Source organism: Streptomyces sp. NPDC006510 (assembly GCF_040611955.1).
In the GTDB taxonomy this organism is placed as follows: domain Bacteria; phylum Actinomycetota; class Actinomycetes; order Streptomycetales; family Streptomycetaceae; genus Streptomyces.
This window is the reverse complement of record NZ_JBEXPH010000207.1, coordinates 1-13639: the sequence shown is the minus strand read 5'-3', so window position 1 is coordinate 13639 and position 13639 is coordinate 1. Positions and strand designations below refer to the sequence as shown.

8 protein-coding genes are annotated in these 13639 nt (G+C 68.4%); 5 read left to right on the top strand and 3 right to left on the bottom strand.

Annotated elements, in window-relative coordinates:
* Positions 1–557 precede the first annotated feature (557 nt).
* The gene (locus tag ABZY11_RS37205; protein ID WP_356483405.1) at positions 558–3149 is read left to right on the top strand and encodes a Helicase associated domain protein; all 2592 of its coding nucleotides are present in this window, start codon (positions 558–560) and stop codon (positions 3147–3149) included.
* Between the two features lie 45 nt (positions 3150–3194).
* Here the strand turns inward: ABZY11_RS37205 and ABZY11_RS37200 are convergent, their stop codons facing one another.
* Positions 3195–3335, bottom strand: coding sequence for a hypothetical protein (locus ABZY11_RS37200; RefSeq protein ID WP_356483404.1), 141 nt, complete (start codon positions 3333–3335; stop codon positions 3195–3197).
* A 714-nt stretch (positions 3336–4049) separates the two neighbouring features.
* On the opposite strand from ABZY11_RS37200, the gene ABZY11_RS37195 reads away from it, so the two are divergent.
* The 4 genes from ABZY11_RS37195 to ABZY11_RS37180 all read left to right on the top strand — a co-directional run bounded on the left by ABZY11_RS37195 (position 4050) and on the right by ABZY11_RS37180 (position 11381).
* A complete protein-coding gene (locus ABZY11_RS37195) occupies positions 4050–4820 on the top strand; it encodes a TnsA-like heteromeric transposase endonuclease subunit (protein WP_356483403.1) in 771 nt (256 codons plus the stop codon).
* Positions 4821–4876: 56 nt separating this feature from the next.
* Positions 4877–6949: a helix-turn-helix domain-containing protein gene (locus ABZY11_RS37190; RefSeq protein WP_356483402.1), complete on the top strand. Its 2073-nt coding sequence runs from the start codon at positions 4877–4879 to the stop codon at positions 6947–6949.
* A complete protein-coding gene (locus tag ABZY11_RS37185) occupies positions 6940–7986 on the top strand; it encodes an ATP-binding protein (RefSeq protein WP_356483401.1) in 1047 nt (348 codons plus the stop codon). Before ABZY11_RS37190 ends, ABZY11_RS37185 begins: the two co-directional genes overlap by 10 nt.
* A gap of 86 nt (positions 7987–8072) precedes the next feature.
* Positions 8073–11381 carry a helicase associated domain-containing protein gene (locus ABZY11_RS37180; protein WP_356483400.1) on the top strand — a complete coding sequence of 1103 codons (3309 nt, stop codon included), beginning with the start codon at positions 8073–8075 and terminating at the stop codon, positions 11379–11381.
* Between the two features lie 390 nt (positions 11382–11771).
* Here ABZY11_RS37180 and ABZY11_RS37175 read toward each other — a convergent pair whose 3' ends face one another.
* On the bottom strand, positions 11772–12869 hold the full coding sequence (locus tag ABZY11_RS37175; protein ID WP_356483399.1) for a barstar family protein: 1098 nt from the start codon (positions 12867–12869) through the stop codon (positions 11772–11774).
* Positions 12866–13450 carry an ATP-binding protein gene (locus ABZY11_RS37170; RefSeq protein ID WP_356483398.1) on the bottom strand — a complete coding sequence of 195 codons (585 nt, stop codon included), beginning with the start codon at positions 13448–13450 and terminating at the stop codon, positions 12866–12868. Before ABZY11_RS37170 ends, ABZY11_RS37175 begins: the two co-directional genes overlap by 4 nt.
* Positions 13451–13639 lie beyond the last annotated feature (189 nt).

Here is a 13639-nt window from a genome sequence, read left to right as displayed (position 1 = left end):
GGTTTGCTATGCCGACGCGCGCGGTCTGCTCCGCAGACACGACGCGCCGCCGCTACGCGGCGGAAGACGACAACGCACTCCGTGCGTTGTTCCCGGACTTCGTCCGGGGTTGCCGGTCCACTCCGTGGCCCGGGCAGTCAACTTCGTTGACTGTGGCCCGGATCGCTCCGCGATCCGGGCGGCGGGCCATGCTCCGCACGGCCCTTGGCTGGCTACGGGTTGGGGTGGCCTTGCTGGGATGTGCGGTGACGGGTCGTGAAGTCCGGGGCTTGCTACTCGTTCTCTGGTCCCTTGAGTCCTTGTCAGGAGGGTTCATGGGTTGACAGGGACGGCTCTGCGCAGATGACAGACTGGCGGTTTGGAAACACTTCTGCAGTCGGTGTGCGTCACTCTTGATGCCCAGCTAGATTAAGGAGTGTGAGCCGACACCCTGCCGCTGTCCCTGGGGGCGATTGTCTGTGTCTTGGTTGTCACTGAAAATGCATGTTGCTGTACAGGGATCCGGGTCTTTTCTGGCTTGGAAATATATCTGAAGCGGTCGATGAGAGGAAGTTTTGGTGACACTGAAGGAGTTGTTTCCGCATCAGGTGGAGGCGGTCGACGCGGTTCTGAGGGTCTTGCAGACGCCTGCGAGCGGACACCTGCCGGCCGAGGGGCTGCGGACCCAGGTCATCGCCGCGACCGGCTCCGGGAAGACCCTGATCGCCGTCGCGGCCGCCGAGAAACTCGGCGCGCGACATGTCCTGGTCCTGGTACCGACACTGGACCTGCTGACCCAGACCGCGGCCGCGTGGCGGGAAGGAGGCCGTACAGGGGCAATGGTCGGGGTCTGCTCGCTGCGCGCCGACGACTCCGACGGTGTGCCGTGCACGACCGATCCGGGCGAACTCGTCGCCTGGGTAAGGGGTCTGGAGCGGGTGACGGTGTTCGCCACGTACGCCGCCGTCGGTCTCGGCATCCTCCAGCGCGCCCATAGTGCCGGGCTTGGTGCGTTTGACCTGATGGTCGTCGACGAGGCGCACCGCACCAGTGGGTACGCGGGTAAGCCGTGGGCCGCGGTGCACGACCAGACGAAGATGCCGGCGACCCGCCGTTTGTACATGACCGCGACGGCCCGGATCTGGGAAGCACCCGAACATGCCCGGAGTGGTGAGTCCGGTGCGCCGCGGTTGATCGCGAGCATGGATCCGGGGTCGCGGGTGTTCGGGCCGGTGGCGTACAAACTGACGCTCTCACAGGCGGTGAGCCGGGGCCTGGTAGCCCCGTATCAGGTGGTATGCGTCGATATTTCCGATCCCGAGTTCCATCAGCTGCGCCAGGAAGCCGGATACGGGTCGGACGCCGCACGCGGAGCACGACTCGCCGCGTTGCAGGCCGGGCTCGTGACCGCGGCCGCCCAGGAGAACCTGCGCAAGGTGTTGACGTTCCACAGCCGGGTCAGTGAAGCCGAAGCCATGGCCGCAGGTGTGGTGGACGCGGCCAGGAAGCTGTGGGAAGGCGATCCGCGACGCTACCCGGAACCGGGGCGGGTATGGGCGGACTGGCTGTATGGCGAACACCCGCCCGCCCACCGGCGGACCGTCCTGGAGGAGTTCGCATCCGACGTCATCGAGAACCAGGACCAGGCACAGCTGGTCGAGGGTGGCGTCGGGGGGCGCAGCGGGGGTGGGCGGGGGTCGGGGAAGGGGTTGGTGCCGGCGGCGTTGCGGGTGCTGAGCTCGGTGAAGGTGCTGGGCGAGGGTGTCGATACGGCGAATTGTGATTCCGTCGCGTTCTGCGATGCGCGGGGGTCGATGATCGATATCGTGCAAATGGTGGGCCGCGCCCTGAGAATCAAGCCCGGTGAAGGAAAGATTGCTTCTCTGATTGTTCCTGTATTCCTCGCTCCGGGTGAAACACCGGGCGAAATGCTGACCTCGGACGCCTACGGAACCCTCGCGAAGGTCCTCGGGGCGCTGCGGGCGCACGACACCGAAACGATCGAACACCTCGCGGATCCCCGTATCCGGAGCGGGAGTTGGCATCCGGAGGGAGCCGAGGAAGGTGAAGCGGAGGCTGAGCGGGAAGAGCCGGAGGGTGAGCGGGGGCCGAGCGTGCCCGCGCGGGAGCTGCTGAAGTTCAGCACACCCCGGGATCCCGCTCTGCTGGCGCAGTTCGTGAAGCTGCGGGTGATCGAGCCGGAGAACACGTTCTGGCGGCGCGGTATCCAGGCATGCGTACGGTACGTGAAGGAGACCGGGGCAGGGCAGTTGCGGGTGGCGTACGACTACATCACCCCCGAAGGGTGGGTTCCGGCCGGGTTCCCGCTCGGGACCTGGCTCGCCGACCAACGCAAAACCCACAAGGCCGGACGCCTGGATGCGGGGCGGGTCGAACAGCTGGCCAGGTTGGGGATGGTGTGGTCGCACCAGGACATCGCGTTCGAAGAAGGCCTCACAGCCGCCCGTGCCTGGGCGGCCGTGCACGGACACCTGCTGCCACCCACGACCGCGGCATGGGACGGATACCCGGTCGGAACCTGGACCAAGAACCAGCGATACGCCGCCCGGGCAGCAGACACAGTCGTACAGCGGCGGGGGGCCGGTCTCCCCGTCGAATCCAGCGCGGGCGCGCTGACCGAGGCACGGCGCGCAGCACTGGAAGAGATCGACCCGGGATGGTGCCCGGCATGGGACACCGGGTGGCAACGCTGCTTCCGCCTCGTCCAGAACCTCCTCCAGAACGGCGGGGCCCTGCCGGTAGCGGCCGGCAAAGTGATCGTGCAGGGCGAAGACCTCGGACGCTGGGTGACGGCGCAGCGGCACGGGCAGGAACAGCTCCTTCCCCCACAGCAATGGCTCCTGGAAAACGTCCTCGGAATCGAACCCGCCCAGGAAGCAGAGCGGCCGGTGAAACGGACGCAGGACGACATGTGGGCCCTCAACCTGCGTGCGGCACAGCAGTACCACGCGCGTGAGGGGCATCTACGCGTACCCCGCAAGCACGCCGAACACCTGGAGATGGAGAACCGCCCGGCAGGCCATCAGGACGGTGCTGAGGGGCCTGTGGTGGTCAAGCTCGGCACATGGCTCGACAACGTCCGCAAACGCGCCGACAAACTCACCGAACAACGCCGTGGGGATCTGGATGCTCTCGGTATGCGCTGGTAAGGCGGGTGCCCGAGGGGCGGGTAGGGGCACCCGCCCCTCATTACGTCACGGAATGATGAGGACACTCCCGATCTCGGTCATGGCCAGGCAGCCGGCCGCGTAAGCCGCGCCCAGGGCCGCCCGCCAGGCCAGTTCCTTCATCCAGCGCCAACGCGGGTCAGGACCCGTCCCCGTAGACTGCTCCATAAGCCTTTTACTCCTTGTGTCGACAACGAGATGGGCTGCCGGTGCCCTGCCGCCCCGGGCTTCCTGGTAGTTGACCGGGGTGGCGGCGCACCGACATGAGAACCATAGGCGATCCCAGCAGTGGTTTTCTTCGATACTTAGGAAGTTGCGCGGCAATTCCTTCGATGTCTGCCATTGTCTGCCATTGTCTGCCGCAGTTTCTAAGGTTCACTGAGCGTTGCGCCTGTGGAACCAGGACTGGCGAAACTGATTGCCTCTCAAAAGTTCAGAGGTGCACGCACTGTGAAGTGCAGCACAACACGGGCCGAACGCGGCCGCGTCGAACTCGGGCAGCGGCTTCCCGACTCCACGGCCGGCGACACCGTGCGCCGACCGGGGCGTAGCTACTTCCGGCTTGCTTTTCTCGGGCTCCATGCGCTCGGTACAGCTCTGCCCACACACATGGTGGCGCGTGCCGACAAGCCTGGCAGCCTCTTCTCTCTGCTGTCTGGAACATCCCTCTGTGTCTTTGTTGGATGCAGTCGCATGAGGTCGGGGCCCGGACTCTGGAAGCCCCGGGCTGCCCCGGGAGCAGTGGCGCGTGCCCTGGCGTGCGGTGGGGCCGAGCAGCCATGTTTGCTGGTCAGGCGGAGCAAGAGGCGACGAGGTCACCCGTTGGGGTAGCAAAGCGGGGTTGGCGCCCCGAGAGGCCGGGGGTGCACTTGGCTGTCCTGTGTGGTGGAACAAGAGGGTGAGAGCCAGGCGGAGTCATTGCCTTCGGCGCCGGGCGAGGCGTGCTTCATCGATGCGGCCGGACAGTGGCGGCGTTGGCCATGGGCACGGGTGGCGCAGGAGGTTGCGTTGGAAGGCCTTTTGCCGATGCGGGATTTTCCTGTGCGTGCGGGCCGCCGGGTGGCGCCGGGCTGGTGGTGGTCGGCGAGCACCGGCCGGTTGGTGCATTACGGATTCGGGGCGATGCGGACCCAGGTGATGCTTCTGGACCAGGATCCGCGGGTGGCGGCGGTGGCCTGCAGTCCTGTGGAGCTGAGGTGGGTGGATGGGGAGGGTGCGCTGGTTGTTCATGTGCCCCATTTGATGGTCCGGCTCCGCAGTAGTGAAGGGATGCTGGTCGACTGCGTGGGTGGGGCCGGGCTCTCCCGGCGGCTCAGCTCGGTGGCTACCGGGGTCGCCGCTGCTGTCCGGGCGGTGGGGTGGCGGTACCGGGTCGCCCGTCCGCCGGATCCTGTTCTTGCGGCCAACGTGCGGTGGCTGGCCGGGTACCGCCACCCTCGCAACGGCAGCCCCGAAGACCTGGAGGCGGTTGCCGCCTGTTTCGGCCGCCCGCGCCCGCTGGCCGACGGCGTCCGGCAACTGGGAGACCCTCTGGCGATGTGGCCTGTGGTCTTCCATGCGCTGTGGACCGGAGTTCTGCACGCGCCGTTGGACCGTCCGCTGCATGAACGGGTCCTCGCGAGCACGGCCGACGCTGACGGGACGGTGGCATGACAGGGCCTGTGCTCGCTGTCGGAGGGAAGATCCGGTGGGAGGGGCACGCCTGGACTGTGGCGGCGCTGGCGGGGGCACAGGCCCGGCTCGTCGACGATGCCGGTTCCGTCGTCACGGTGCTTGTCTCCCATCTGTTCACCGATCCGGGTCTCGAGGTCATTGGCAGCAGCCGGCGGGCACAGGTGCCGCCGTTCGCGCGGCTCGCGACGCTTCCCGAGGGTGTGCGGGAGCAGGCTCTTGCCTGGGAGCAGCATATCCGGGAGGTGGAAGAGGGCGTGTGCGGGCCGGGTGGTGTGGCGCGTCCGCAGTACGACCCGGCGGTGAACACGGTGGCGCAGCGGGAGGCTGCCAAGGTGCGGGAGCTGAGGGCGGCGGGGCAGGCGGTGAGTGTGTCGACGGTGCGTCGGATGCGGGTCCGTTACCGGGAGGGGGGCGTGTGGGGGCTGGTGGATCAGCGCCGGTCCCGGCCGAAGTCTCCTGTGGGCAGGGCCGATCCGCGGGTTGTCGCTGTGATCCTGGCTGTGCTGGAGGAGCATCGGGGTCGTTCGACCGGGACGTTGACGCGTCTGCGGGATCTGGTGCGGTGGGCCGTGGAGGAGGAGTACGGCCAGGCGGTGGTGGTTCCTGCGCCGTCGACGTTCAACCGGCTGGTGCACGCGCTGGCAGATGGGCAGGGCCTGCTCGGTACGGCGGCGCAGCGGCGCTGGCATGCGTCGAGGCCAGAGGCGCCGTTCGTGCCGGCGGTGGTGCTGCGGCCGGGAGAGCTGGTGATGATGGACAGCACGCCGCTGGACGTGATGGTGGTGCTGGCCAACGGAGTGGTGGGCCGTCCTGAGTTGACGCTCGCGCTGGATGTGGCGACGCGAAGTATTTGTGCGGCGGTACTGCGGCCTGCGGGTACCAGTGCGGTGGATGCGGCGGTTTTGCTGGCGGAGATGGTGGCGCCGGAGCGGATGCATCCGGGCTGGGATGCCGCGCTGGCTCTGCAGCGGTCGGTGGTCCCCTATGAGCGGCTGCTCACCCTGGACGAGCGGTTGGAGGGCGCTGCGGCCAGACCTGTCATCGTTCCGGACACGGTGGTCGTGGACCAGGGCAAGGTGTTCGTGTCCTCCTCGTTCCTGGCGGCGTGCGGGAGTTTAGGGGTGTCGTTGCAGCCCGTGCCGCCGGCGAACGGGCCGGCGAAGGGACAGGTGGAGCGCACGTTCAAGTCGGTCAATCAGCAGTTCAGCCAGTACGTGGCCGGCTACACCGGATCGAATACCGCCGAGCGTGGGCGGCGGGTGGAGGACGAGGCCTGCTGGACGCTGCCGCAGTTGCAGGAGTTGTTCGACGAGTGGCTGGTGGCGGGGTGGCATCCGCGTAAGCATGAGGCGCTGCGCCACCCCTTGCTGCCGCATCTGGAGCTGTCGCCCATCGAGATGTGGGCTGCGCTGATCGGCGTCACCGGTTACGTGCCGGTGACGCTGACGCCGCAGGACCATGTCGAGCTGCTGCCGGCGAGGTGGCAGGTCATCAACGACTACGGGATCCGGTTCGGATACCGCACGTACGACAGCGAGGCGCTCAACGGGCACCGGCGCCGCAGGTCCGGCTGTTCTGCCCGGGGTGACCGCTGGGAGGTTCATTACAACCCCTACGCGCCGGAACGGATCTGGGTGCGGCTCCCGGACGGGTTCGTGCAAGTGCCGTGGATTCATGCCACTGAGGTGAGTCTGCCGTTCACCGATTACACCTGGCGGCATGTCTGCAGGGCGGTGGCCCGTACCTCGGATCGCGACGGGCACGAACTCGCCCTGGCCCGTGCGCTGGACAAGCTCCTTCGGCGTGCGGGTGCGGGCCAGGGCACCCGCCGCGAGCGCACTGTGGCTGCGCGTGCCCTGGCCGCGGCCTCTGTCGCTCCTGTCGACCGGGCCGACGCTGTTGTGGAGGAGACTTCGGCTGCGGCAGCTGCGGCGTCGGACGGTAGTGAGGCGTGGTGGCCGGACGGCGACGGGCCAGACGATGTGCCAAGGAGTCTGGACGGCTTCGACGAAGCCGAGGAGGAGGGCGACGACATGCCCTCCGGTGCCTTCCAGGCCCGCGGTTCCCGCCTGCTCGACCCTTATGCGGAGGCCGGTCAATGGCTGTAGAGGACAAGGTGACGGGCAGCGGCGGGGGCTTCGCTCCGGTCAGCACCTGGGAAGGCTGGCAGCAGTACGTGGACAGCGCCCCGGCGACCCCGGAAGTCGATGACTCCTGCTGGGACCGGGAGCAGCGGCTGGACTATCACTCGCGGTTCGTGGTGGTCTCCACGCCCGCCATGGAGAAAGTCTCCACGCAGTTGCAGCGGATGCTGCTGATCAACCGCCGCCAGCACGGCACTGCCCGGCGCGGGCTGGTCGTGTCGGGGCCGCCGAGCACCGGCAAGACGACCACCCTTATGGAGCTGGGCCGGATCTTCGAGCTGGCCGACCGGCGCAGGCATCCCGGTGTGCAGGACCGGCTGCCGGTGGCCTTCGTGTCCGTGCCGCCGGCGTCGACTCCCAAGATGCTGGTCAGTGAGTTCGCCCGGTTCCTGGGCATTCCTGTGCTGCAGCGCACGAACCAGGCGGGTATCACCGACTCCGTCTGCGCGGCGCTGTGCGAGCTGCGTACGCAGCTGGTTCTGGTCGACGACATTCACTTGCTCGATACCCGTACGCGCTCGGGTGCGGAGACCTCGGACCAGATCAAGCACCTGGGCGAGCGGATCGCGGCCACGTTCGTCTATGCCGGTGTCGAGGTCCACGAATCGCCGCTGCTGACCGGGCCTCGCGGGCAGCAACTGGCCGGGCGTTTCAAGCTGCTGCACAACGATCCGCTGCCGTACGGGACAACAGCCCAGCGCCAGGCCTGGGGGGAAGTGGTCGCAGGACTGGAGAACGCCCTGCGGCTGCGCGGCCACCGGGCGGGAACGCTGGCCCGGCAGGCCGCCTATCTGCACCGGCGTACTGCGGGAGTGATCGGCAGCCTGTCCCATCTGCTGCGTGAAGCCGCCGTGACGGCCATCCTGGACGGCACGGAAAGCATCACGAAGAGCCTCCTGGCGGAAATCGAGCTGGACATCCGGGCAGAGCAGCAGCTGCTCGCACCGCCCCTTCCCGTCCCCGGTCCCCGAACTGCCAAACGCACCCGGGCAGCACGCTAGAACCGTCACCGTCCACACCCTCGGCACGGCAAAAGAGCACTCCCGTGCGCGCGAGCGGCAGTACCCGTTCAAGGAGTCCGCAGGCCATGTCCGTGACCGCACCATCGGCGCGCCCGCCGTCCTCGCTGCTCTTCCCCTCCGCGCAGTGCGTCGTGGGCGTGCGGCCGCTGAACAGGGAGACCACGCTGTCGTTCGTCGGGCGCCTGGCAGGCCGTATGGGGCTTTCGGCCCGTGACCTGATCGCGGAGTTCTTCGCCTTCCGCAACCGGCCGCCCATGTCCTCTCTGGCACCGGACGGCGAGGTGTACTTCAACGCCCAGGCCCGGCAGTGCTTCGCCGCTCTGTCCGGTGTGCCGGCGAAACATCTGGAGCGGGCGCTGCCCGCCTGGTCGCAGCTGGAGCCCAAGGGGCATTACGACTCAGGACCTGCTGCCACCTTCTTCCGCGTCGCCTCCTTCGCACCCACCACGCAGCCCTGTCCGGGGTGCACCGCCGTACGTGCCGACCGCCCGGAACCGGCCCGCAGATACACGCAGGCGCACCAGCAGATCTGTGCCCGTCACCTGACATGGCTCTGTGCCACGGCATCCGGCCACGGCGTCCCCGAGGGCATGGGACGGCTCCGCCTGGCCGGGGTGCCGGACACGGTGCAGGCCCGGGGCCGGCACCTGGCCCTGCTGCGCGGCCGGAGCGAGGCGGCCGAAGCGTTCCGGGTCGCGCAGGCTGTCACTGCTTCCTGGTGGGCCGCTTCCTGGCCGCAGGAAACGATCTGGCCGCGGCGGCTGGAGGCACTGGCGCGGACCAATCCCGGGGTTCCGGCGGAGCTCTCCGCTGTCCGGGACGCGGTCGCCTATCCCGATACGGTAGCTCTCGCCCGTCTGCTGGCCAGCAGGTTCTGGCAGCAGCGACTGCTGGCTGAGGCCCGCGGCCACCGCCCTCATGTGCCGGGAGACGTTCCGCTGTTCCTTCGCGAGGCAGCGCAGCGCCTTGAGCGTCCCTGGCTCGCCGGTGTTCTCGCCGACGTCACCGACGGGCCGTTCACCGGATGGCTGCAGGCCTGCTGGCGCTCACGCGCCGGAGAGAACCCGAAAGCCCGCACCATGTGGTGGGTCGCTCCCGCACACCGCCCCCTGACACCGCAGGCAGTGTGCAGCACCCTGCCGCACTCCTCCCCCGCATCCCCGGAACCAGAGACCGAACCGATCGGCGGCAGCAGCGCCCAGGGGTTCGCCCGCGGTCTCGGCCTCGCCCGGGCGTACGCCGCCGAGCACGGGCATCTGTGCATTCCCTACCGGCACCGGCGCGAAGGGTTCCAGCTCGGCCTGTGGCTGGCCAACCAGCGCGCCACCGGCCCCCAGCTCTCCCCCGCACGCAGCAAAGCCCTCGCCGGCCTCGATCCGTGGTGGAATCCGCCGTGGGGCACCCGGTGGCAGCGCCACTACCTGCGCGCACGCGAAGTCATGAAGGCGGGAAACAACCTCGACCCCGTCCAGGGCTTCCCCGGCACCAGCACGGCGCTGGGCAGCTGGCTGTACCGGCAGTGCCAGCACTACGACCGCCTCCACCCCCAGCAGCGCCGGCTGCTGGCCATGATCGGAATCGGTGCCGAAGCCGCCGGCCGGGCGCAGCCGAGACGACGCAACCTGGCCGAGCTCAGCGCCCACCGGCTCGACCAGGCCCGCGCCTACTACGCACAGCACGGGCATCTGTGCGCTCTCGCCGGCGACATGCAGGACGGCTTCGCCGTCGGACAGGCACTCGCCAACCTCCGGGTACAGGCCAGGAACGGACGGCTGGAGGCCGACGTGGCACAGCAGCTGAACGCGATGGACCCGTGGTGGGCCCCGCCCTGGTCGTCCGGCTGGCAGTGCAGCTACTACACCGTCCGTACTCAGGTCCACGCCGGACACCCACTCGACCCGGCCGGCGCCTTCTCCGCTCTGGACGACGAACTCGGCCAGTGGCTGTACACCCAGTGCGTCACTTACCCGAGCCTGGCTGCCGGACAGCGCCGACAGCTCGCCGCGATCGGCCTCACAAAGCAGCGCGCGGCCACAGCGCGTCCCGACCCTGACACGGAAAAACCCAGCCTGGAGACGGGACTTCACTACGCACGCTCTTACGCATCCCTCCACGGCCATCTCGATGTGCCCCCCGCACACCGGCACGAAGGGTTCGCGCTGGGGGCCTGGCTGACACGCCAGCGAAGCCAAGCCGACCGCCACAGAGCCAAGTTCACCTCGCCCTGGCCCGCCGGTCCTCTCCTCTCGGCCATCGATCCCTGGTGGAACCCGCCCTGGCCCACAGCCTGGCAGGCCAGCTACCGCAACGCCCTCGCGCTCGTGACCGGCGGCCTGCGTCTGAGCCCCCAGCAGGGATTCCCCGGCACACCGGACTGGACCGGGCAGTGGCTGTACCAGCAGTGCACCGCCTACGACCGGCTCCACCCCGAACAGCGACAACGCCTGGCCCGGATCGGGATCCACCCCGAAAACGCCCGCACCGCACGGCCCCGCCGCGTCACCCAGCAGGACACCTTCAACCGCAATCTCGCCCACGCCCGCGCGTACGCCGCCCAGCACGGCCACCTCGCCGCACCCGCAAACGCCCTCCACAACGGCCACCGGCTGGGCCCCTGGCTCAGCCAGCAGCGTCAGCGAGCAGCTTCGAACAGGCTGCCTGCCGACCGCGCCCAGGCGCTGCACGCCCTCGACCCGTACTGGAACCCTCCATGGGACATCCGGTGGCAGCGGGACTACCGCAGCGTCGAAACCGCCACCGCGGGCCTGCCCATCGACACCCGTACCGGGTTCAAGGACCTGCCACGACCAGCTGCAAAATGGCTGTTCACGCAGTGCGTCGCCTACAACGCCCTCCACACGGAACAACACACGCTCCTCGCCCGGCTCGGCATCACCGCCGACGACGCCCACGCACTGCGCCCCGCGCCCCTGTCCCCCGCACCGCCGAACGCCCCGGCGCCCAGACCACAGCCAAACGCTGTCCCCTCGTCCCTGAACGCGGGCCTGCCCTACGCCCGTTCCTACTCCGCGGCCCACCACGGCCTGGGCAGCGCCGACTTCCATACCCATCACGACGGCTTCCCCCTGGGCTGGTGGCTGTACACACAACGCAAACGCGCGCTCGCCCACGTCCGGCGCACGGGCCTGCCCTGGCCCCATGAAGAAGCACTGGCCTCGCTCGACCCCTACTGGAACCCGTCCTGGCACATCAGCTGGCAGCGGATGTACACCCGAATCCGTCTCCTGAACGGCCACGCACCCACCGCTACGCCGGTGGATCAGCACCCAGCACCGCAACTGGCAGGCCCTCCACCCCGACCATCAGACCCTCTTGCACACCATCGGGCTCGGCCCGCCCACCACACCCCTTGAGCGGCCCAGTACATATGAGCAACACCCAACAGAAGTGACCCCCGCCAGCAAACCCCAGCTCACAGGCCATCAACCCGTCAAAGACACCCGAACATCCCCGCCCCGGCCCGAACCAGCTATCTGAACATCCCAGCTCAACACCCTGACCACTACCCACAAAAACCGAGCGCGGACATCAACGACCCCGAGTTCCATCAGCTGCGCCAGGAGGCTGGGTACGGGTCGGACGCTGCACGCGGGGCGCGGCTCGCGGCGCTGCAGACCGGGCTCGTAACCGCGGCCGCCCAGGAAAACCTGCGCAAGGTGTTGACGTTCCACAGCCGGGTCAGCGAAGCCGAAGCCATGGCCACAGGTGTCGTCGTGGCCGATGTTCGGCGGCTGACCCGCTACTCACGCCAGGGTGACGTGCATGCCGCCCTCGGCCAGCGCCTTGAGGACCTCGGCGAAGAGGTCGTAGGGCTCGCCGTCCGGTGTCAGAGTGTGGGACAGGTGTGCGTGTGCGGTCGCGGCGTTCCGCCAGATCAAAGTGGCGGGTGCGGTGTAGCCGAAGGTCCCGCCCAGGCAGTCGTCAAGGGCTGCGAGGCAGCCGCCGAAGTAGCCACCCGGCCCGTTCACCGCCTCGCCGAGCGCCAGGTAGAGGCCCGGTTCGTCGGTGATGTGCTGACCGTCCAGTTCATAGGCGTAACCAGCCGGCCGATCGCGGTGGGCGCGTCGGCAGGCCCGCTCCCGGACGAGGTCGAGCCATGCCCAGCGGCGCCGGGTGTCGAGGCCGGCCCAGACACCCTGGTTGTCCGGCGGACCAGCGAGCCATCGTTCCCAGATGGGCCGCGCGTATTGCGGAACGGGCGTGAAGAACTCTCCGTCGAGCTTCAGGTCGATCAGACTCCTCCCGTATGCGTTTCGCCACCAGTTGAGGACTCTGGCCCGCAGCGGTCGTTCGGTAAGCGGCTCGCCCAGATCGTCCCGTATCTCGAGGGCCGCTTGCCCCAGATCCACCGCCTCTCGGATCGTGCCTTTCATCAGTGCCGTCCGTAACTGATCACCAAAGGCAAGTCCCTTCAGGACGAGCGGGGGCGCCGACTGCTTGGGCGGCAGGATGCGGGTGAATTCCCGGCAGGAGCCCAGCCAGCGGCGCCCGTCATGCACCCGAACGCGCCCCCTGTGTCCCTCAGGTGGACCTTCGTAGTCGTCCAGACCAGTGAGTACGAGACTATCTGTCCCAAGGACCTGCCCCAGGGTCTCCGCGTCCTGCAGCAGCCAGGGTTCGAGTGGATCGTCATCCGGCACCAGCCACACTCTGTTGCCGACCCAGCCGCTCACTTCTGCTTGCGGAACCCAGCCGAAAAGCTCATAGGTCCCGCGCTGAGGTTCCCCGAACAGCCCTTTCGCCTCGGCACAAACGCCCCAGGCCTGCCCGTGTTCCGTCTCAGACAGCGTGTACCGCATTCGCCCGCGATGGTCCTTGTCTTCGTGCATGGTGGGAATCATGCCGGGGCCAGGTCCTCACGGCGAAAGCATTTCTCCCGTGGCCGGCCGCGATGACTGAAGGCCGCGGTCATTGACCACCTGTACACAAGGTGGGACGTAGTAGGGGAATCCCCATGTACTCGGCCCCATGGGCCGAGGTCGGGACCGGGGAGGGACTGGGGCCTGTACGGGAAGAACGATCGGTCGGCACAGGGCGCCGCGTCCCGGTCATGTCCCGTTGGGGAACGGAAGCTCCTGCCGGGCGCGTTCGAGCATTTTGCGCAGGAACTCCACGAAGGGGGTGCCGCCGTCCATCCGGTCCGGGGCAGCACACCGCGGCGGCGGGCCAGCGTGGTGAACTCCGCCAGCAGCCGGCTCTTGCCCATGCTGGCCTCACCGGTGATGTCGACGACGGCGGGACCGCCGGCTTCCTTCCGGCTCAGGACCGCGTCCAGTCGGCCGAGCTCGGCGTATCTGCTGACGAACGGTACATTTTCCGCGCGCCCTGCCGGTCCGTCGTAAGACTCAGCCACCGCGATTCCCCTTGCAGCGAACGCCGCGACCGCGTGCCGCACCCGGCTGCCCGAGGAGCGGGCCGGCATCGGTCTCTGTCGTTCAGCGTTGTACAGCACGGCTATGACAATGCTGTCCGTGAGGCGGCCACCGCGTCCGCCGACCAGGGCGCATCGTGTCGAGAAGGGGCGTAGCGCGTCATGCTACTGACCAGTCATTTTGCGGTGACAGGTCGGCCCGGGACGACGGATACAAGGAGCTCTGCGGCGGAAGGCGAG